18 protein-coding genes and 1 riboswitch are annotated in these 19839 nt (G+C 69.1%); of the genes, 9 read left to right on the top strand and 9 right to left on the bottom strand.

Annotation, left to right across the window (positions count from 1 at the left end):
- Positions 1 to 78: 78 nt before the first annotated feature.
- Positions 79 to 924, top strand: coding sequence for a bifunctional methylenetetrahydrofolate dehydrogenase/methenyltetrahydrofolate cyclohydrolase (locus QXH22_RS07585; RefSeq protein WP_306275269.1), 846 nt, complete (start codon positions 79 to 81; stop codon positions 922 to 924).
- Positions 925 to 931: 7 nt separating this feature from the next.
- The gene (locus tag QXH22_RS07580; RefSeq protein WP_306275268.1) at positions 932 to 1225 is read left to right on the top strand and encodes a DUF3017 domain-containing protein; all 294 of its coding nucleotides are present in this window, start codon (positions 932 to 934) and stop codon (positions 1223 to 1225) included.
- A gap of 52 nt (positions 1226 to 1277) precedes the next feature.
- Here the strand turns inward: QXH22_RS07580 and QXH22_RS07575 are convergent, their stop codons facing one another.
- Positions 1278 to 1709 (bottom strand): DUF732 domain-containing protein, encoded by a 432-nt coding sequence (locus QXH22_RS07575; RefSeq protein WP_306242090.1) that lies wholly within the window; start codon positions 1707 to 1709, stop codon positions 1278 to 1280.
- A 206-nt stretch (positions 1710 to 1915) separates the two neighbouring features.
- Here QXH22_RS07575 and QXH22_RS07570 point away from each other — a divergent pair, with 206 nt between their 5' ends.
- From QXH22_RS07570 to QXH22_RS07555, 4 genes are all read left to right on the top strand, one after another.
- Positions 1916 to 3361 carry an FAD-binding oxidoreductase gene (locus QXH22_RS07570; protein WP_306275267.1) on the top strand — a complete coding sequence of 482 codons (1446 nt, stop codon included), beginning with the start codon at positions 1916 to 1918 and terminating at the stop codon, positions 3359 to 3361.
- Positions 3362 to 3463: 102 nt separating this feature from the next.
- Positions 3464 to 8227 carry a serine/threonine-protein kinase gene (locus QXH22_RS07565; protein ID WP_306275266.1) on the top strand — a complete coding sequence of 1588 codons (4764 nt, stop codon included), beginning with the start codon at positions 3464 to 3466 and terminating at the stop codon, positions 8225 to 8227.
- Positions 8228 to 8287: 60 nt separating this feature from the next.
- Positions 8288 to 8599 carry a hypothetical protein gene (locus tag QXH22_RS07560; protein WP_306275265.1) on the top strand — a complete coding sequence of 104 codons (312 nt, stop codon included), beginning with the start codon at positions 8288 to 8290 and terminating at the stop codon, positions 8597 to 8599.
- The gene (locus QXH22_RS07555) at positions 8596 to 9162 is read left to right on the top strand and encodes a carboxymuconolactone decarboxylase family protein (RefSeq protein ID WP_306275264.1); all 567 of its coding nucleotides are present in this window, start codon (positions 8596 to 8598) and stop codon (positions 9160 to 9162) included. Before QXH22_RS07560 ends, QXH22_RS07555 begins: the two co-directional genes overlap by 4 nt.
- A 16-nt stretch (positions 9163 to 9178) precedes the next feature.
- On the opposite strand, the gene QXH22_RS07550 is transcribed toward QXH22_RS07555, so the two are convergent.
- From QXH22_RS07550 to QXH22_RS07535, 4 genes are all read right to left on the bottom strand, one after another.
- Positions 9179 to 9910, bottom strand: coding sequence for a class I SAM-dependent methyltransferase (locus QXH22_RS07550; protein WP_306275263.1), 732 nt, complete (start codon positions 9908 to 9910; stop codon positions 9179 to 9181).
- Positions 9907 to 11046 carry a homoserine O-acetyltransferase gene (locus tag QXH22_RS07545; RefSeq protein ID WP_306275262.1) on the bottom strand — a complete coding sequence of 380 codons (1140 nt, stop codon included), beginning with the start codon at positions 11044 to 11046 and terminating at the stop codon, positions 9907 to 9909. The genes QXH22_RS07550 and QXH22_RS07545 overlap by 4 nt, the downstream gene beginning before the upstream one ends.
- Positions 11047 to 11057: 11 nt before the next feature.
- Complete coding sequence (locus QXH22_RS07540; RefSeq protein ID WP_306275261.1) at positions 11058 to 12413, bottom strand: bifunctional o-acetylhomoserine/o-acetylserine sulfhydrylase; 1356 nt, start codon at positions 12411 to 12413, stop codon at positions 11058 to 11060.
- 121 nt (positions 12414 to 12534) lie between these two features.
- A riboswitch (SAM riboswitch) is annotated at positions 12535 to 12653 on the bottom strand.
- A 56-nt stretch (positions 12654 to 12709) separates the two neighbouring features.
- Positions 12710 to 13507 (bottom strand): alpha/beta fold hydrolase, encoded by a 798-nt coding sequence (locus tag QXH22_RS07535; protein ID WP_306275989.1) that lies wholly within the window; start codon positions 13505 to 13507, stop codon positions 12710 to 12712.
- A gap of 191 nt (positions 13508 to 13698) precedes the next feature.
- Between QXH22_RS07535 and trpS the strand changes: the two genes are divergently transcribed.
- Genes trpS through yhjD (QXH22_RS07520) form a run of 3 tightly spaced genes read left to right on the top strand, consistent with a single transcriptional unit; the run spans position 13699 to position 16629 of the window.
- Positions 13699 to 14718, top strand: a complete 1020-nt coding sequence (gene trpS / locus QXH22_RS07530) for a tryptophan--tRNA ligase (RefSeq protein ID WP_306242082.1) — start codon at positions 13699 to 13701, stop codon at positions 14716 to 14718.
- A gap of 1 nt (position 14719) precedes the next feature.
- Complete coding sequence (gene yhjD, locus QXH22_RS07525; protein ID WP_306242081.1) at positions 14720 to 15601, top strand: inner membrane protein YhjD; 882 nt, start codon at positions 14720 to 14722, stop codon at positions 15599 to 15601.
- The gene (gene yhjD, locus QXH22_RS07520) at positions 15598 to 16629 is read left to right on the top strand and encodes an inner membrane protein YhjD (RefSeq protein ID WP_306242080.1); all 1032 of its coding nucleotides are present in this window, start codon (positions 15598 to 15600) and stop codon (positions 16627 to 16629) included. Before yhjD (QXH22_RS07525) ends, yhjD (QXH22_RS07520) begins: the two co-directional genes overlap by 4 nt.
- Here yhjD (QXH22_RS07520) and QXH22_RS07515 read toward each other — a convergent pair.
- From QXH22_RS07515 to QXH22_RS07500, 4 genes are all read right to left on the bottom strand, one after another.
- On the bottom strand, positions 16613 to 16972 hold the full coding sequence (locus QXH22_RS07515) for a nuclear transport factor 2 family protein (protein WP_306242079.1): 360 nt from the start codon (positions 16970 to 16972) through the stop codon (positions 16613 to 16615). The genes yhjD (QXH22_RS07520) and QXH22_RS07515 overlap by 17 nt on opposite strands.
- 63 nt (positions 16973 to 17035) lie before the next feature.
- Positions 17036 to 18151: an N-acetylglucosamine-6-phosphate deacetylase gene (gene nagA, locus QXH22_RS07510; protein ID WP_306275259.1), complete on the bottom strand. Its 1116-nt coding sequence runs from the start codon at positions 18149 to 18151 to the stop codon at positions 17036 to 17038.
- On the bottom strand, positions 18151 to 19500 hold the full coding sequence (locus QXH22_RS07505; RefSeq protein ID WP_306275988.1) for a sugar porter family MFS transporter: 1350 nt from the start codon (positions 19498 to 19500) through the stop codon (positions 18151 to 18153). The genes nagA and QXH22_RS07505 overlap by 1 nt, the downstream gene beginning before the upstream one ends.
- Positions 19497 to 19820 (bottom strand): hypothetical protein, encoded by a 324-nt coding sequence (locus QXH22_RS07500; protein WP_306242076.1) that lies wholly within the window; start codon positions 19818 to 19820, stop codon positions 19497 to 19499. Before QXH22_RS07500 ends, QXH22_RS07505 begins: the two co-directional genes overlap by 4 nt.
- Positions 19821 to 19839 lie beyond the last annotated feature (19 nt).

Below are 19839 nucleotides of genomic sequence, written 5' to 3'. Positions count from 1 at the left end.
GGCAGCCTAATCGTGATCGCAACACCGGCGACCTTGGGTGCGGCGGGGCGGCGCTGCGGGCATGTCAGACTGTCTGGCGTGGGCGCAATCACGCTGGACGGCAAGGCCACCCGCGACGAGATCTTCGTCGACCTGACCAAGCGAGTGGCCGCCTTGACGGCCGCGGGCCGCACGCCCGGGCTCGGCACCATCCTGGTCGGAGACGATCCGGGGTCGCAGGCCTACGTCCGCGGCAAGCACGCCGACTGCGCGAAGGTGGGCATCACCTCGCTGCGGCGCGACCTGCCCGCCGACATCTCGGCCGAAACGCTGAGCGAGACCATCGACGAGCTCAACGCCAACCCCGAGTGCACCGGGTACATCGTGCAGCTGCCGCTGCCCAAGCACCTGGACGAGAACGCGGCGCTCGAGCGGGTCGACCCTGACAAGGACGCCGACGGCCTGCACCCCACCAACCTGGGCCGGCTGGTGCTCAACATGCCGGCGCCGCTGCCGTGCACCCCGCGCGGCATCGTGCACCTGCTGCGGCGCTACGACGTGCCGATCGCCGGGGCGCACGTGGTGGTCATCGGGCGCGGTGTGACGGTGGGCCGGCCGTTGGGGCTGCTGCTCACCCGGCGCTCCGAGAACGCCACAGTCACGTTGTGCCACACCGGAACCCGCGATCTGCCCGCGTTCACCCGGCAGGCCGACATCATCGTCGCCGGCGTCGGGGTGCCGCACATGCTGACCGCGGACATGGTCCGCCCGGGGGCTGCCGTCGTCGACGTCGGCGTCAGCAGGGTCGACGGCAAGCTCACCGGCGACGTGCATCCCGACGTGTGGGAGGTGGCCGGCCACATCTCACCGAATCCCGGCGGCGTCGGTCCGCTGACCCGTGCCTTTCTGCTGACCAACGTCGTCGAGCTGGCCGAACGGCGGTGACGTGCCGATGACGGTTCGGGCCATTGTGGGGCGCGCGGTGCGCGCCCAGTGGCCGATCCTGCTCGTCGGGCTGATTTTCCTGGTGGCGTTCGTGCTGGCGGGCGCCAACTTCTGGCGCCGCGGCTCGCTGCTGATCGGCATCGGTGTCGGGGTGGCCGCCGCGCTGCGACTGGCCCTTCCCGACGAGCGGGCCGGTCTGCTGGTGGTGCGCAGCCGGGGAACCGACTTCCTCACCACCGCGTCGGTGGGTGCGGCGATGGTCTACGTCGCGTGGACGATCGACCCGCTGGGGACTGGTTAGCGGCGATCGCAAGCGCGGCGCAGCCGGGCGCTGCGGGTCGCCGCCATCGGGGTTAATTCCCGGGCATCCCCGGGATATTGGCCAGGCCCGGAATGCTTCCGACCCCCGGGATCTGCTGCAGCGCACCCGGCATCTTGCCGCTGGCGACATCGGCCATCACCGACGGGCAGTACATCTGAATCGCGATGGTGGTGAACATCCCGGCCATTTCCGGTGACATCCCGCTCTGGCTGGCGAAAACACGGGAAGCGGCCGTGTTGAACGACCCACCGGGCTGGGCCAGGATCGGACAGACCGACTTGCCCAGGTTTTCGGCGTTCAGCGGATCGCCATAGTTGATGCCGGCGTTGCTCAGCGCGGTGATGAACGCGTCGTCGACGGGGCTGGCCTCGGCCGGGGCGGCGAACACCGCGCCTGCGGCCAGCAGAGCTGCCGATCCCGCCAGTAGTCGAACGGTCAGGGGTTGGTGACGCCATGGCTGCATGGTGGGCTCCCTCAGGATTGTTGGAGAGCACCCTCACTGGCACTCAAGCGACCTCTCGAACCTTCGTCTCCCACAGTCTCATTCAGGACACGATGGCGTAAAGGTTTGGCAGGACCGGCGTTTTGCCGCCGCAACGGACACAATAACGTCACGCTGTGCGCCGACACGTCGGCGGCGGGCCGCGTTCGATGCCGCGCCGATTAACAATGCGGCTCATGATTTCTCGTCAGGCTTTTCTGCGCGGCGCCGCCGGGGCGCTGGCGGGTTCGGCTCTGTTCGGAGTATCGCGGCCCCAGGCGTGGGCGGAACCGACCGGCGCCTGGAGCAGCCTGGCCTCCTCGATCGGGGGCAAGGTGCTGCTGCCCGCCGACGGCGCCGCCTTCACCACCGGCAAACAGGTCTTCAACTCGAACTACAACGCCGCCGCGCCGGCGGCGATCGTGGTGGTCACCTCGCCATCCGACGTGGCGAAGGCGCTGGCGTTCGCCACTGCCAACAAACTCAAAGTGGCCCCCCGCGGCGGCGGGCACTCCTACACGGGCGCATCGACCGCCACCGGCGCCATGGTCCTGGACCTGCGCGGCCTGACCGGCGGGGTGAACGTCGACAGCGCCAACGGCACGGTCACGGTGCCGGCCGCGACGACCCTGTACGCGGTGCACCAGGCGCTGGCGTCGGCCGGCCGGGCGATTCCCACCGGCAGCTGCCCCACCGTGGGCGCCGCGGGCCTGACGCTGGGCGGCGGCATGGGGGCCGACTCCCGGCACGCCGGGTTGACCTGCGACGCGCTGCGTTCGGCTTCGGTGGTGTTGCCCAGCGGTGAGACGGTCACCGCGTCGGCCGAGGACCACCCCGACCTGTTCTGGGCCCTGCGCGGTGGTGGCGGCGGCAACTTCGGCGTGACGACGTCGATGACGTTCTCCACGTTCCCGGTCGCCGACTCCGACGTGGTGCGGGTGGATTTCGCTCCCGCGGCCGGCGCGCAGGTGCTGACCGGGTGGCAGACCTGGCTCGCTGCCGCCGACCGCAACACCTGGGGGTTGGTCGACCTGTCGGTCAACGGGACCGAGGGAAGCTGCCACGTGCTGGCGACCTGCCCGGCCGGCTCGGGTCAGGCGGTCGCCTCGGCGATCCAGTCGGCGGTGGGCGCGCAGCCGACCGCGACCGAGCACAAGACGATGACGCACATGGACTTGGTGATGTATCTCGCCGGCGGCAGCGCGTCGAGCTCGCCGCGCGGTTTCGTCGCCGGGTCTGACGTCATCGGCACCATGAATTCGGCTGCGGCGCAAGCGATTGTGGCTGCCCTCGGGAAGTGGCCGCCGGCCGGGGGGCGGGCGTCGGTGATCGTCGACACGTTGAGCGGGGCGGTCGGCGACGTGGACCCCGACGGGTCCGCCTTCCCGTGGCGGCGCCATGCCGCCGTCGCGCAGTGGTACGTCGAGAACGGCAGCGGCCAGACCTCGACGGCCAGCACCTGGGTGGCCACCGCGCACACGACGGTGCAACAGGTTTCGGCCGGTGGCTACGTGAACTATCTGGAACCGAACACCCCGGCGGCACGGTACTTCGGGTCGAATCTGGCGCGGCTGGCGTCCGTACGGCAGCAATACGACCCCACCGGGGTGATGTATTCGGGGCTGTCCCTGTAAACCGGTCCTGCCAAATCCCCCCATCGACAAACATCGGCCCGGTTCAATGTGCGTATCACCGCGTGATCGGGTGTCGGGAGCAGTGGCAGAGGAGCGCGTGGGTTGGAAGCGGGCGAGTTCGGTCGGTACCGGCTGGTCGAGCTGATCGGCCAGGGCGGTATGGGCGAGGTCTACAAGGCCCGCGACACCGTCATGGGACGCGACGTCGCGATCAAGATCCTGCCCGCCGACCGCGGCCGCGAGGCGGGCTTTCGTGAGAGGTTCAGCCGCGAGGCCCTGACCTGCGCGCGGTTGACCGAACCACACATCATCCCGATTCACGACACCGGTGAAATCGACGGCCGCCTGTATCTGGTGATGCCGATCATCAACGGCGTCGACGTCGATACCGCCCTCAAGCGCGACGGGCCGATGGCGCCGGCCCGGGCCGTGCGGATCATCGAACAGATCGCTGCCGCCCTGGATTCGGCTCATGCGCACGGGCTGGTGCACCGGGACGTCAAACCATCCAACGCCCTGCTGACCGACCACGACTTCGTCTACCTGATCGACTTCGGTGTCGCCTACGACAGCTCGGCCTCCAAACTGACCACCGCCGGCCGCACCGTCGGCACCTGGGCATACATGGCCCCCGAACGGTTGATGACCGACGTCGCCGATGCCCGCACCGACGTCTACGCGCTGGCGTGTGTGCTCTATGAATGCCTCACCGGGGAACGGCCGTTCGAGGGTGACCTGGTGGCACAACAGATGACGGCGCACCTCACCACGCCGCCGCCGCTGCCGACCGAGCGCCGGTCCACTATCCCGGTCGGCTTCGACGACGTCGTCGCCCGCGGCATGGCGAAGCAGCCCGGCGAGCGCTACTCGAGCGCGGGCGAGCTGGCGGCGGCGGCTGCGGCCGCGCTGGCGACTCCGGTGCGCGGGCAGGCCGGCGAACCCGCGGACCCCGGCCGCACGGGTCCGCTGACCCCCGCGGAGGCACTGCGCACAGGCGGCGCCGCGCCGCCCGGATCGGCGACCTCGTCGGGTATCGGCGCGGCGTCCTTCCCATGGCCGCCGGCCTCGGAGCCGGACCGGCCGCCCTACCGTGGGTGGGAACCCTTCCAGCCAATCGACGCGGGGGTGTTCTTCGGCCGCGACGCGGAGCTGGTGCGGGCCATGGATGCCCTGCACGCGATGCGCGAGAGTGACGAGACGCTGTTCGTGGTGCTCGGCGCATCGGGGGCAGGCAAGTCGTGTTTCCTGCGCGCGGGCATCGTGCCCCGGCTGCAGAGGGAGGCACGCAGCTACCTCGTCCTGGATATCGTCCGGCCCGAGCTCAGGGCGCTCACCGGGGCGTGCGGGCTGGCGCAGGCGATCTGTGCCACCCGGCGGCGAAGCGGCCTCAACGATCCGCCGCTGGGGGACATCAAGGACGCATGCAGCCGCGGCGACGCAGCGCAGCTGCGGACCTGGCTGGTGGAATGCCGGGACGTGCTCGACACGGCCGGCGATGGCGCGCCGCCCACCATCGTGCTGCCGCTGGATCAGGCCGAAGAGCTCTTCACCACCGATGCCGAGGCGGCCGGGTTCCTGGCACTGATACGGGACCTGGCGCTCGGCGCGGACCGGCTGCCGTTCATCGTGGTGGCGACCGTGCGCACCGACTGTTACGGGTTGATGCAGGCCGCGCCACAACTCGCCGGGCTGCAGACCAGGCAGTTCGATCTGCGTCCGATGGACGCCACCCAGTTCCACAGCGTGATCACCGGGCCGGCGCAGCGATCGACCGACGGTGGGCGGCCCCTGTACCTGGACGAGGACCTGGTGCGCCAGCTGCTGGCAGATGCCACCGCCGGCGCCGACACCCTTCCGCTGCTGTCGCTGACCCTGGCCTGGTTGTACCGCGACTACGGGTCGACGGGCCGGCTCACCCTCAAGCCGTATGCCGAGCGGGGCGGTATCGACGGCGTCGTCCAGGCCGAGATCCGCGAATTGCTGTCGTCGGAACCCGGTGAGCGAGCCGAGCAGCTGCACCGATTGCGGGCGGCGTTCATTCCCTGGCTGGCCACCATCAATCCCGACAACGACCAGCCGATGCGGCGCCTGGCCCGCTGGGACGACCTGCCGGCCGACAGTCACCCGCTGCTGGAGCGTTTGATCGCGCGGCGGTTGCTGATGAAGGACCTGCGCGACGGCGTGGTGGTCGTCGAGGTCGCCCTGGAAAGCCTGCTGCGCCAGTGGGAAGAACTCGCGGGCTGGCTCGCCGAGGAGGGCGAGGATCTCAAGGCCGCCGACGCGCTGGAACGCGGTGCCGCTGAATGGCACAAGAAACAACGTGAGGACGCCTGGCTGCTGCACGGCCCCCGGCTGACCGCGGCGGAAGGACTGGCGGCCAAACCGGGATTCCGCGACCGTCTGGACAAGGTCCGCGACTATCTGAGCGCCTCGCGGCAGCGCGAGAACGACCAGGCTGAGCTCGAAACGCAGCGCCAGCAGGCCGAACTCGACGCCGCCCGAAAACTCGCCGCCGCCGAAACCCAGGCCCGCGAACAGGCCCAGGACAGCGCCGCGGCACTACGACAGCGGGGCCGGATCCTGCGCGCGGTTCTCGCCGGCACGTCCGTCATCGCCGTCATCGCCGTCGTCGGCGCCGTGGTCGCGGTGGTCATGTTCCGGCAGGCCACCCGCGAAGCACGCAACGCACTGGCCGCGGAACTCGACTCCCAGGCCGCCGCGGTGTTCTCCGGAACCATTACGGACAGCAACATCCGGGCGCTGACCGCCACTCTGGCGGCGCAGCGGCTGCGTTCGGATCCTGCCGCCGGCCGCGGCGCGCTCTACACCGCCGCCAGCGTGCTGAACAACACCCGCATCATCATCACCACCCCCGCACCGGTCGGCACGGTGGCGATGAACCCCGTCGGGCACACGCTGGCCTCCGGTGGCGGCGACGGCACCGTGCGGTTGTGGGATGTCGGCGACCCGGCGCACCCACGCGCACTGGGCCGGCCGCTGCAAGGCCAGGGCGCCGCCGTAGCCAGCGTGGCGTTCAGCCCCGATGGGCGGGTGCTGGCTTCCGGTGGTGGTGACGGCACGGTGCGGTTGTGGGACGTCGCCGATCCGGGGCGTGCGGGTCCGCTGGGTGGGCCATTGCAGGTTCAGGGCGGTGGTGTCGCCAGTGTGGCGTTCAGTCCCGATGGGCGGGTGCTGGCTTGCGGTGGTGGTGACGGCACGGTGCGGTTGTGGGACGTCGCCGATCCGGGGCGTGCGGGTGCGCTGGGTGGGCCGTTGCAGGTTCAGGGCGGTGGTGTCGCCAGTGTGGCGTTCAGTCCCGGCGGGCGGGTGCTGGCCTCCGGCGGCGGCGACGGCCGGGTGCGGATGTGGGATGTCGCCGATCCGGCCCATCCCACCCCGCTGGGCGAACCCCTGTCGGGCAACACCCGTTTCGTGCAGGATCTGGCTTTCAGCCCCGACGGGCGCACCCTTGCCTCCGGCAGCGGTGACGGCGACATCCAGCTGTGGGACCTCGCCGACCCGGTACACCCGAGGCAGCTCGGCGAGCGCCTGCTCGGACACACCGGCATCGTCCAGAGTCTTGCCTTCAGTCCTGACGGGCGCGTCCTGGCCTCCGGCAGCGACGACGACACCGTGCGGTTGTGGGACGTGACAGACCCGGCGCACGCCGGTCCGTTGGGTGGACCCCTTGCGGGTCACAGCGGAAACGTGCCCAGCATCGCGTTCAGCCCGGACGGGCGCACGCTGGCCTCCGGAAGCCAGGACGGCAACATCCAGCTGTGGAACCTCGACACGGCGCTGCCGCTCCAGACCCATGCCGGTGCGGTGCACAGTGTGGTGTTCAGCCCCGACGGGCACACCCTGGCTTCGGGCAACGACGACGCCACCATCCGGTTGTGGGATCTCGCGGACCCGGTGCACGCGCGAGCGCTGGGCCAGCCACTACGAGGTCACATCGGCGCCGTCGAGAGTGTGGCCTTCAGTCCCGACGGGCACGCGCTGGCCTCCGGCGGCGACGACGGCGCCGTCCGGCTGTGGAATGCGGCGGACGTGGCGCATCCGGTTGCGTCGGGTGGTCCGCTCACCGGCCACAGTGCGCCGGTGCGCAGTGTCGCGTTCAGCCGCGACGGCCGCACCCTGGCCTCGGGCGGCGACGACGGCACCGTCCGGTTGTGGGATCTGGCGGACGTGGCGCATCCGGTTTCGCTGGGTGGTCCGCTCACCGCTCACAGTGCGCCGGTGCGCAGCGTTGCGTTCAGCCCCGACGGCCGCACCCTGGCCTCCGGCGGCGACGACGCCACCATCCGGCTGTGGAACGTCGCCGACCGAAACCATGCGGCGCCGCTCAGCCAGCCGTTTCGGCCCTACATGAGCACCGTGTACAGCGTGGCGTTCAGCCCCGACGGGCGCACGCTCGCGGCCGGCAGCGGCGATGACACCGTGTTGCTGTGGAGCGTGACCGACCTGGCGCACCCGAAATCGCTGGGCCGTCCTCTGCACGGCCACACGGGCTACGTGTATCAGGTGGCGTTCAGTCCGGACGGCCACACGCTGGCGTCCGCGGCCGCCGACCACGATGTGCAGCTGTGGGACCTGGAAGATCTGACCCACGCACACCCGCTGGGCCAACCCCTGATGAGTCACACCGACACCGTCCTCAGTGTGGCGTTCAGTCCGGACGGGCGCAGCCTGGCTTCCGGCAGCGCGGACACCACCGTGCGACTCTCGCCCACCCCGCTTGACGCGACCGTCGGTCTGCTCTGCTCCAAACTCACCTCGAACGTCAGCCACGAAGACTGGCAACAGTGGATATCACCCAAGGTCGGGTACCTGACGCTGTGTCCCGATCTGCCGGTTCCGCAATAGGGGGTGTTGTCACGTCGGGGCTCCGCCGTTCGTCGACACTGTGGAGAGGGGAGGAACGACATGACCGACATCACCGCACTGCACCGGGCGCTGGTCGCCCGCATCCTCGACAGCGACGCGCACGCACCGGCCGAACTGCGACGGGCCGCGTTCGACAACGCCCGCCTCAGCGAGCCGATAGCCACACTGGTCGACAAGATCGCCCACCGCCCGTACCAGGTGAGTGACGACGACGTGGCCGCCGCCCGGGCCGCCGGCTTCAGCGAGGACCAGATCTTCGAAGTCGCGGTCTGCGCGGCCGTCGGCCAGGCCGGCCGCCGGTACGACTGCGCACTGGCCGCGTTGGCAGCAGCGACAGGAGCGGGCCGATGAGGCTGACCGTCCTGGACCGCGGCCACTCCGTCCTGACCAAGGCGCTGTTCACGGTGATCCGGTTGATGACCCGGCAACCCGTCGTCGACGCCGTCAAGCTGGCTCTGTACCGAACCGACTTCTACGGCGCCGGCCCGCTGACGCACGAGGCGATGCGCGGACCGTCGGAATGGTCCGTCGGCGAACGCGAGTTGATGGCGGCCGTGGTGTCCCAGGCCAACGACTGCCCGTTCTGTATCGCCGCGCACTCCGCCACCTCGAGCCAGTGGTATGGCGACCCGGCCATGGTGGCAGCCGTCCTGGCCGACCTGGACACCGCACCCATCGGCGAACCGCTGCGCGCCACGCTGCGGATGCTGGCAAAGCCGGACACCCCCGACCCGGCAGACATGCGCGCGGTGCTGGCCAACGGCGTTACCGCGCAACAGATCACCGACGCACTCGCCGTTGCCCTCGTCTTCGGCATCACCAACCGGCTGGCCAACGCGTTCGACTTCGACGTCGCGGGACCCGAGGCGATGAACGCCGGCGCCCGGCACCTGCTCAAGCGCGGCTACCGGTGAAATTCGGGACAGCCGATCAGGAAAGGGTCGCGCGCACGCACACCGTGACGTACGGCAGCGCCAGCCCGGCGGAGTTCGCCAGCGCCGGATGCGTCGCCAGCAGCCCGCGGACCTTGTCGAGGGTCTGCGTGCGTACTTCGGCCGGCGAGTTGATGCAGTAGGTCCGCGAGGCCACCAGGTCGATAAGCGCTTGCGGCGTCAGGTAATTCGTCCATTCCACGTGGTGGCGCTCGACCTCGGAGAACGGTTCGGGCAGCGTCGCGCGATCGCGCAGCGGATCGTCGTCGCGGCCGATGATTTCACCCAGTTCGCGTACCCAGCCCAGGCGTTCGTCCCGGGTGTTCCACACCAGGCCCAGCCGTCCCCCCGGCCGCAGCACCCGGGCCACCTCGGGAATGGCGCGAGCCGGGTCCACCCAGTGCCAGGCTTGAGCCACCAGTACCGCGTCCACGCTGTTGTCGTCCAGCGGGATCTCTTCGGCGGTCCCCAGCAGCGCGCGGGTTTTGGGCAGCGAAGCGGTCAGCACTTCCAGCATCTCGGGAACCGGGTCGACCGCCACCACGTCCAGCCCGCGTTCGACCAGCCGGGTGGTCAGCTTGCCGGTACCCGCACCGAGGTCGAGCACCTGGCGCGCGCCTGCCGGCAGCAGCCAATCGATGGCCTCGGGGGGATAGGTCGGGCGGCCCCGCTCGTAGGCGGCCGCCGCCGAGCCGAACGACAGGGAGCGGTCACGCCTGGAGCGGGTCACCGCGAACACGCGCCTTGCGCGAGCGCCAGATCGAGGGTCTCGCGGAGCAACACGCCGACGGCGTCGGATTCCACCAGGAAGCCGTCGTGCCCGCAGACCGACTTGACCACCCGCACCCCGGCGCAGCCGGGCAGCAGCTCGGCCAGCTCGTCCTGCAGCCGCAGCGGGTAGAGCCGGTCGGAGGTGACGCCGCCGACCACCGCCGGGACGGGGCACCGGGTCAGCGCAGCGTGCAGGCCGCCGCGTCCGCGTCCGACGTCGTGGCTGTTGAGTGCCTCGGTCAGCGCCACGTAGCTGCCCGCGTCGAACCGCGACAGCAGCTTGTCGCCCTGGTGTTCCAGGTAACTCTGCACCGCATAGCGGCCGCCGGCCGTCGGGTCTTCGCCGTCCTGCGGATCGTTGCCGAACCGGCGGTCGAGTTCGACCTCGCCGCGGTAGGTCAGGTGCGCGATGCGCCGCGCGATGCGCAGCCCGTCATCGGGGGAGCGACCTGTTTCGTAGTAGTCGCCGCCCTGCCAGTTCGGGTCGGCCTTGATGGCGGCGATCTGGGTGGTCTGGGTGCCGAGCTGATCGCCCGTGGCGCGCGCCCCGACCGCCAGCAGCAGCCCGGCTCGCACCCGTTCCGGGTGACCGACCATCCACTCCAGCGCGCGGGCACCGCCCATGGACCCGCCAACGACCGCGGCCACCCGGGTTATTCCCAACGCGGCCAGCGCGGCCAGATCCGCCTCCACCTGGTCGCGCACCGTGATCTGGGGAAACCTTGAGCCGTAAGGCTTTCCGTCGCGGGCCAGCGAACTGGGGCCGGTGGAGCCGCGGCACCCGCCGAGCACATTCGTGGCCACCGCGCACCAGCGGTCGGTGTCGATGGGTGCACCCGGGCCGGCCACCCCGTCCCACCAACCCGGGGTCGGATGCCCCGGGCCGGCGGGTCCGGTGATGTGCGAGTCGCCGGTGAGCGCGTGCAACACCATGACGACGTTGTCGCGCGCCGGCGACAGCTCGCCCCAGCGCTGTACGGCGATGTGGACATCGTCGATCACCGCGCCGCTCTCCAGCCTCAGCGAGCCGATGTCAACGACGCCGATCTCGCCTTCGGCGGGCAGCGTCTGGGTAGGCACGTCGGAGATCGTCATGTCAGGTCTCCTCAGAAGGCCGCCACGGTCTGCGGGTCGCTGCTTGTCTTCGAGGCGCTGTATACCCCGGCGGCAGCAAAGCCACGCTCCAGGTCGGCCAGGATGTCGTCGATGCCCTCGATGCCCACCGCCAGGCGCACCAGACCGGGGGTGACGCCGGTGGCCAGTTGCTCGGAGGGGCTCAGCTGGGCGTGGGTGGTCGATGCCGGGTGGATCACCAGCGAACGCACGTCGCCGATGTTGGCGACGTGGCTGTGCAATTGCAGTGCGTCCACGAACGCCTTGCCGGCCTCCGCGCCGCCGGCCAGCTCGAAGGCCAGGACGGCGCCGGTGCCCTTGGGCGCCAGCTTCTTGGCCCGCTCGTGCCAGGGCGAACTCGGCAGACCCGCGTAGTTGACCGACAGCACGTCGTCGCGGGCTTCCAGGTACTCGGCGACCCGTTGGGCGTTGGCGACGTGCCGCTCCATGCGCAGGCTCAGCGTTTCCAGACCCTGGGCCACCAGGAATGCGTTGAACGGCGACGCGGCGGAGCCGAGGTCGCGCAAGAGCTGCACCCGGGCCTTCAGTGCGAAGGCGGGCGGTCCCAGCTCGGCGTAGACCACGCCGTGGTAGCTGGGGTCGGGGGTGGTGAAGCCGGGGAAGCGGCCCTGGGTCCAGTCGAAGGTGCCGCCGTCGACGATCACTCCGGCGATCGCCGAGCCGTGTCCGCCGAGGTATTTGGTGGCCGAGTGGATCACCACGTCGGCGCCCTGGGCGAGCGGGTGGATCAGGTAGGGCGTGGCGATCGTGTTGTCGACGATCAGCGGGACCCCGTTGCGGTGGGCGACCTCCGAGACGGCGGGGGTGTCCAGGATGTCGATCTTGGGGTTGGAAATGGTCTCGCCGAAGAACGCCTTGGTGTTGGGCCGTACCTCGGCCTGCCAGGAATCGGGATCGTCCGGGTCGGCGACGAAGCTGACCTCGATGCCGAGCTTGGCCAGCGAGTAGTGGAACAGGTTGTACGTGCCGCCGTACAGCCTCGGGCTGGACACGATGTGATCGCCCGCGCCGGCGACATTGAGGATGGCGAAGGTCTCCGCGGCCTGCCCGGAGGACAGGAACAACGCGGCCACGCCGCCCTCGAGCGCGGCGATGCGCTGCTCGACCACATCGGTGGTCGGATTGCCGATCCGGGTGTAGATGTTGCCCGGTTCGGCGAGCGAGAAGAGAGCGGCCGCGTGCGCGACGTTGTCGAAGGTGTACGACGTGGTCTGGTAGATCGGCAGGGCGCGCGCGTTGGTCGTCGGGTCCGGCCGCTGGCCCGCGTGGATCTGCTTGGTCTCGAAGGACCACTGCGACGTCGGGTCGGTGTCGTTGTCGAGGCTCACTCTGGTCGCTTTCTGCTCTGAAATGGCGGTTAGGCAAAGAAAGGCACAGCGGACAGAGCTGGATAACCGGGGAGAATGCGCATCACGTTTCCCTGTCAGCTCAGGGGCCCGATCAATGGCGGACCCGCGCTTGCCGCGTAGCCGTTGCGGCTACTCAACCTGGTCATCACCCGGGGCACCCCACCGCGGTTGGAGGGTTGCCGGCCAGCAAGCCGGGGCTTGACGCTGGCGCTCATGACCGATTCGCAGCTTATCGTATGGCTGCTGTGTCCTGCCAAATCGGCAGTCGTGGCGGGTCAGCCCGCCGGCGGTTCCATGGCGCGGACGGGCGGCGACACTTCTTCGAGGAAATCGAGGATCACTTCGGTGACGCGTCCCGGAGCCTCGAACATCGGCACGTGCCCCACATTCTCGAGCACCGTGAACTGGTGGTCGTCGGGCAGATGGTGACGGAAGTGCTTGCTGAACCTGGGGGAGGGGACGATCCGGTCCTTGGTGCAGATCACCAGATGCGCCGGGACGGCGTTCTCGGCCAGTTCCTGCAGGCCGGGCATCAGCAGTGCCTTGAGCAGCAGCTGGAAGTAGGCCGGGCAGTGCGCGACGTCGTCGATGATGACGCTGAGCTCGCGCTCGCTGACGCCTTCGGGCTTCGCGCTGATGGCGTAGGTCGCCAGCTGACGGCTGAACGGCACGCGCATCACGTTCGGCCCGAACAGCCAGGCGAAGATCAGCAGCGGAATGCCCAGAATGAACTTGGCGATCACCTCGAACTTGGCCAGGCTCCAGCGCGTCCAGCCACCGGCCGGGGCGATGCCGGTGACGCTGCGCGCGCGACCGCGCCGCTCCAGCTCGAACGCGACCCAGCCGCCCAGCGAGTTGCCGACGATGTGGGCGGTTTCCCAGCCGAGTTCGTCCATCTGACGTTCGACGTGATCGGCGAGCACCTGCGACGACAGGAACCAGGTGCCGGCGCGCGGACCCCCGTTGTGGCTGGCCATCGTGGGTGCGAACACCTCGTAGCGGCCGGTTTCGGCGAGTTGCTGGGCGACGACCTCCCACACCGTCTGGGACATCAGGAACGGGTGCAGCAGCAGCACCGGCTCGGCCGAGCCGTCGGTGGGTCCGAGATGGATCGGCTTCCGAGTGGCGCCCGCCGATGACGGTCTACGCAGACGTCGCATAATTTCGACAGTAAATGCGGTACCGGCGGTACCGCAAGCCGCCCCCCGGGCGCTCGCTGGCTGGCGCCGAGCGGCCCAGGGCCCCGTGAAAAGATCGGGACATCATGAGCACCCCTACCGGAACCCGCCGGATCTTCTCCGGCGTGCAGCCCACCTCCGACTCCCTTCACCTCGGCAACGCCCTGGGCGCGGTGGCCCAGTGGGTGGGCCTGCAGGACGGTTACGAGGCGTTCTTCTGCGTCGTGGATCTGCACGCGATCACCATTCCGCAGGATCCCGAAGCGCTGCGGCGCCGCACGCTGGTCACCGCCGCGCAATACCTGGCGCTGGGCATCGACCCGAACAGTGCCACGATTTTCGTGCAGAGCCACGTACCCGCCCACAGCCAGCTGGCGTGGGTGCTGGGCTGCTTCACCGGCTTCGGCCAGGCCTCCCGGATGACGCAGTTCAAAGACAAGTCGAGCAAGCAGGGCGCCGACTCCACCACCGTCGGCCTGTTCACCTACCCGGTGCTGCAGGCGGCCGATGTGCTGGCCTACGACACCGACCTGGTGCCGGTGGGCGAGGACCAGCGTCAGCACCTGGAGTTGGCGCGCGACATCGCGCAGCGGTTCAACAGCCGCTTCCCGGACACCTTTGTGGTGCCCGACGTGCTGATCCCGAAGGTCACCGCCAAGATCTACGACCTGCAGGACCCGACGTCGAAGATGAGCAAGTCGGCCTCCACCGACGCCGGCCTGATCAGCCTGCTCGACGATCCGGCCAAGTCCGCCAAGAAGATTCGCTCGGCGGTCACCGACAGCGAGCGCGAGATCCGCTACGACCCGCAGGCCAAGGCCGGCGTCTCGAACCTGCTGAGCATCCAGTCGGCGGTCACCGGGATCGCGATCGACACGCTGGTGGATGGGTATGCCGGTCGCGGCTACGGCGATTTGAAGAAGGACACCGCCGAGGCCGTCGTCGAATACATCAGCCCGATCAGGGCGCGGGTGGCCGAACTGACGTCCGATCCCGCCGAGCTGGAGTCCATCCTCGCCGCCGGCGCGCAGCGCGCCAACGATGTCGCCAGCAAAACCCTGCAACGGGTCTACGATCGGTTAGGTTTCCTGCCGCAAAGGGAATGAGTTGACCGTCGAAGAGCAGACCGGGGCCGGCCTCGTGGATCGGCTGCGGGCGCGGCATGACTGGCTCGACCACCTTGTTCGCGCCTTCCTCCGATTCCGGGAGTGCAACGGGAACCTCTTCGCGGCGGGTCTGACCTACTACACGCTGATCGCGTTGTTTCCTTTGCTGATGATCGCTTTCGCGGTGGGCGGCTTTGCGTTGTCGCGGCGTCCGGAGTTGGTGGACGCGATCGACGAGCGAACCCGCTCCTGGGTGTCCCCCGAGCTGGGCCAGCAACTGGTCACGCTGATGAACTCGGCGATTTCGGCGCACACCTCCGTGGGTGTGGTCGGGCTGCTCTTCGCCGCCTGGATGGGCCAGACCTGGATGTACCGGCTGCGGGAAGCGCTGTGCAGGATCTGGGGCCACCGGGCGGACTCGCTGAGCTTCGCGCGCACCATCGTGTCCGACCTGGCCGCCGTGCTTGGCACCTTCGCGGTGGTGGTGTCCACCATGACGCTCGCTGCGCTGGCCCACGCCGAGCCGATGAAAGTAGTGCTGAATATGCTTGGAATACCTGAACTTTCGGTGTTCCACTGGATTTTCCGGACCGTTTCGGTGGTGATATCTTTCGTTGTGTCGTGGCTGGTGTTCAGCTGGGTCATTGTTCGATTGCCGCGGGAATCGGTGGGTTTGGCCACCTCGATGCGGGCCGGCCTGATGGCGGCTGCCGGGTTCGAGTTGTTCAAGTGGGTGGGCTCGCTGTACCTGAGGGTGGTGATGCGCAGTGTCGCCGGGGCGACGTTCGGGCCGGTGCTGGGTCTGCTGGTGTTCGCCTACGTCACCTGGGTGTTGGTGCTGTACAGCACCGCATGGGCCGCGACCGCGTCGGGGGCGGCATGACCGAACCGGCTGACAAGCCCGGAATCCTGCAGCGGTTGCGCATCCGCCACCCCTGGCTGGACCACATCCTGCGGGCGTACCAGCGTTTCGCCAAGCAGAAGGGCACGTTCTTCGCGGCGGGCCTGACGTACTACACTATCTTCGCGTTATTCCCTTTGCTCATGGTCGGTTTCGCGGCAGCGGGCTACATCCTGGCGGGCCGGCCGGAGCTGCTGAACACGATCGACGGCCGCATCCGGTCCGCGGTGGCCGGTGAGTTGGGGCAGCAGTTGGTGGACCTGATCAATTCGGCGATCGACGCACGCGCGTCGGTCGGCCTGATCGGTCTGGCGACAGCGGCCTGGGCGGGTCTGGGCTGGATGTGGCACCTGCGCGAGGCGCTGAGCGAGATGTGGGAACAGCACGTGGAACCCGACGGTTATGTGCGCACCAAACTGTCCGACCTGACCGCCATGGTCGGCACCTTTCTGGTGCTCATGGTGACGGTCCTGCTCAGCGCGCTGGGGCAGCGGAGGCCCATGGCGGCGGTGCTGAGATGGCTTCACATTCCCGACTATTCGGTGTTCGACGAGATCTTCCGGGGTGTGTCCGTACTGGTTTCGGTGCTGGTGACGTGGCTGCTGTTCACCTGGATGATCGCCAGGCTGCCCCGGGAGTCGGTGCATTTCGCCACCTCGGTCCGGGCCGGACTGATGGCGGCGCTGGGATTCGAGGCGTTCAAGCAGGTGGGTTCGATCTACCTGCAGACGGTGGTGCGCAGCCCGGCGGGTGCGGCGTTCGGTCCGGTGTTGGGGTTGATGGTGTTCGCGTTCGTGACGTGGTCGCTGCTGTTGTTCAGCACCGCGTGGGCCGCCACGGCGGCACCCGAGGACCCGCGGGATAGGCACGTCGACCCGCCGCCGCCGGCGGTCATCAGTCCGCGAATCTTGGTGGAAGAGGGTCTGCGCCCGCGTCAGACGGTGGCCGCGATGGCGGCGGGAGCCGTTGGGGCGCTGACGCTTTCGCGGCTGTTCAGGCGCCGTCGCTGAGTTCGGCGCGCATCCTGGCGGCGAACGCGGCGACGGCTTTGAGCGGCCGCATCATCACCGTGATCTCGTCCACCAGCCCGTCGTCGTCCGTGTGCAGGATGTCGCAGCCCTGAATCTCCAGTCCGTCCACGGTCGCCTGGAAGATCAACGCGCCGTCGAGTTCCCGGACGAAGTGGAAGTCGTCAAGCACCGTGGCGACAGTGCCGACCACCGTCGCGATCACGGCACGGCCGCGGTACGGCCGGTGTGCGATGGGGCTGTGCAATACCCCGTCTTCGGCGAAGATGCTGCCGATGGTGGCGAACTGACCGGCCTCGACGGCGGCGCGGAACGGGTGCGTCATGGGGACTCCAATCTTTGGGATACACAGCTATGACGCGCCGGCCCGCCCAGACGTGACAGCCGGCTACCGATCGGCCAGCCAGGAGCCCTCCGCCATGACCTGGCGCACCCGCAGATCCTGGCCCAGGACAACGAGATTCGCCTGATAGCCGGCGCGGATGACCCCTACCCGGTCGAGTCCGAGCGCCCGGGCCGGGGTGGTCGAGGTCGTCTGGACCGCGGCGGCCAGCCCCGCGGTGCCGGCCACGGCGCGGAACAGCTGATCCATCGTCGCCAGGCTGCCGGCGATCGTGGCGGTGCCGCGCACCGTGGCCACTCCGCCGGCCACCACCACCGGCACCGTCCCCAACAGGTACTCACCCTCCTCGCTGCCGGCCGCCGCGGTGGCGTCGGTGATCACGGCGACGCGGTCGGCGCCGGCCCAGCCCAGCACCGCGGCTGCCATCTCGGGCCGGACGTGCACGCCATCGGCGATGAGTTCGATCGTCACCCTGGGGTCCTGAAGCAAGGCGAGCACCGGTCCGGGTTCACGGTGATTCAGCGGCGGCATCGCGTTGAACAGGTGGGTGCATACGGTGGCGCCCAGCGCCAACGCATGCTGGGTCTGTTCATATGTCGCGTCTGTATGGCCAACGGCGACAACGACTCCCGCGTCAAGGAAGCGTCGGATCGCGTCGTCGCTGCCGGGCAGTTCCGGTGCCAGGGTGACCATCCGGATGGTGCCGCCGGCGGCGGTGAGCACCGCGTCGATCTCGGCGGGGTCGGGAAATCGAAGCTGTGTGTGGTCGTGAGCGCCGCAGCGCGACGCGCTCAGCCACGGACCCTCCAGATGGGTCCCGGACACCACGCCTTCCCTGGTCGCGTCGGCCAGTAGCCGAACGGAGGTGATGAGCTCGGCGGGCGCGGCGGTGACCAGGCTGGCCAGGGTGGTGGTCGTGCCGTGACGTCGGTGGAATTGTGCAGCGGCGGCCGGTGCGTCGCTGAACGACGCGCCGCCGCCCCCGTGCACGTGCATGTCGATAAAGCCAGGCACCACAACACAATCGGGGAGGTCAACGTCGGGCTCCGCAGTCGGCGTGCCGGATCCGCAGTCGGCGATGAGCCGCCGCTCCGTGCGCACCCAGCCTGGACGGTGGACCTCGCCGTCGACAACGACGGTGCCGGCCCGGATCAGCGTCATCACGACTCGTCGGGCCAGCGCCCGCCGTTTTCCCAGAACACTCGGATCTCCTCGAGCTCACGGCCTTTGGTCTCCGGCGCGTACCGGTAGACGACGCCGAAGGCCACCACCGTCAATCCGCCGAAGACTGCGAAAACCCCTGCGCCGCCGAGTATTTGCAGCATGGTGAGGAAGAATCCGGCGATGAGCGCATTGCCGGTCAGCGTCGAGGTGAGCATCACGCTGGAACCCAGCGAGCGCAGGCGTGACGGGAAACTCTCTCCCGCATAAACCCACACCAGGGACCCGAACCCGAAGTTGAAGCCGACGATGAATAGCAGGATGCCGCCGAATCCCAGCACAAGACCGCTGCCGGAGCTATTAGCGAAAATGACCATGAGCGTGGCATCGGCAACGATCATCATCACGATGCCGGACAACAGAATTGGGCGCCGGCCCAATCGGTCCACGGAGAACAGCGAGACGAACACCGCGGTGAGCCCGGCGAGTTGAACCAGCGCCGGCAACCCCAGTAAAGCGAAATCGCCCCGGAACCCCATCTCGGCGAAGATCGTCGGGCTGTAGTAGATGATCGCGTTGATGCCGGTGATCTGGACCAGAAAGCCGAGCACGACGACGAAGACGGTGGCTCGCAGGTACGGACGCCGGACCATCTCCGAGACCTTCCCGCCGCCCTCGGCCTGCAGCACGTCGGCGATCTCTTTCAGCTGGGTCTCGACGGCTGCGGGGTCGGGCTCCACCAGTGACAGCGCCCGGCGCGCATCCTCGAACCGCCCCTTGAGCAGATACCAGCGCGCCGTGTCAGGCATTCGCAGCAGCAGCGGCAGCAGCACGATGGCGGGTATGGCGGCGATCCCCAGCATCCAGCGCCAGGCATGCGCCCCCGCCAGCAGGTAGCCCACCAGGTATCCGAGCACGATGCCGCCCAGGATGGTGACCTGGTAGGCGGTCAGCAGCGAGCCGCGCACGGCCGTCGGCGCCGATTCGGCCACATACACGGGGACCACCACGACGGCGACGCCGATGGCCACGCCCAGCAGCAGGCGCGCGGCCAGCAGCATCGGCAGCGACACCGCGCACGCGCCCAGGATCGCGCACAGCGCGTACCCCGCGGTCAGCAGCACCGTGGATCGCTTGCGGCCGATCGCGTTGGCGATGACCCCGGCCGCCAGGGCGCCTACGATCTGACCGATCACCACCATCGTGGTGACCAGCTCCTGTTGCCGGGTGGTGAGGTGGAAGTCCTGGGCGATGAACAATCGGGCGCCCGCGATGCTGGAGAGGTCGTAGCCGTAGATGACTCCGACGCTGGCGGCGGTTAGCCCGACCAGCAAACCCCGCCCGCTCAGGCTTTTACCTTGGCTTTCAGTATCTTGATAACCGCTTCCGGGTCGTCCGGAGTGATGCACACCCGCACCCGCCGGCCCACGTCGATCACCAGCAGAGTCGACTTGCGGCCGCGGCGGGGGTCCAGCGGAAACCAGTAGCGCGGATCGGCCGCGCCCCAGATCCGCCCTTTGCCGGTCGCCCAGCCCATCTTCTCGCGCCGGATGCCGCGGATGTCGGAGTAGGCGATCCGCTTGGCATTGGCGAACGGGAAGTAGTAGCGATTGACGGTGATTCCGTCCTCATCCAGCGTGAGTCCGGCGTCTTCGTACAGGGCGGTCATCCGGCAGAGTCTAGTGCTT

The organism is Mycobacterium sp. TY814 (genome assembly GCF_030755175.1).
Classification (GTDB): Bacteria; Actinomycetota; Actinomycetes; order Mycobacteriales; family Mycobacteriaceae; genus Mycobacterium.
Note: the sequence above shows the minus strand (reverse complement) of the source record. Positions and strands in the feature narration are given on the sequence as shown.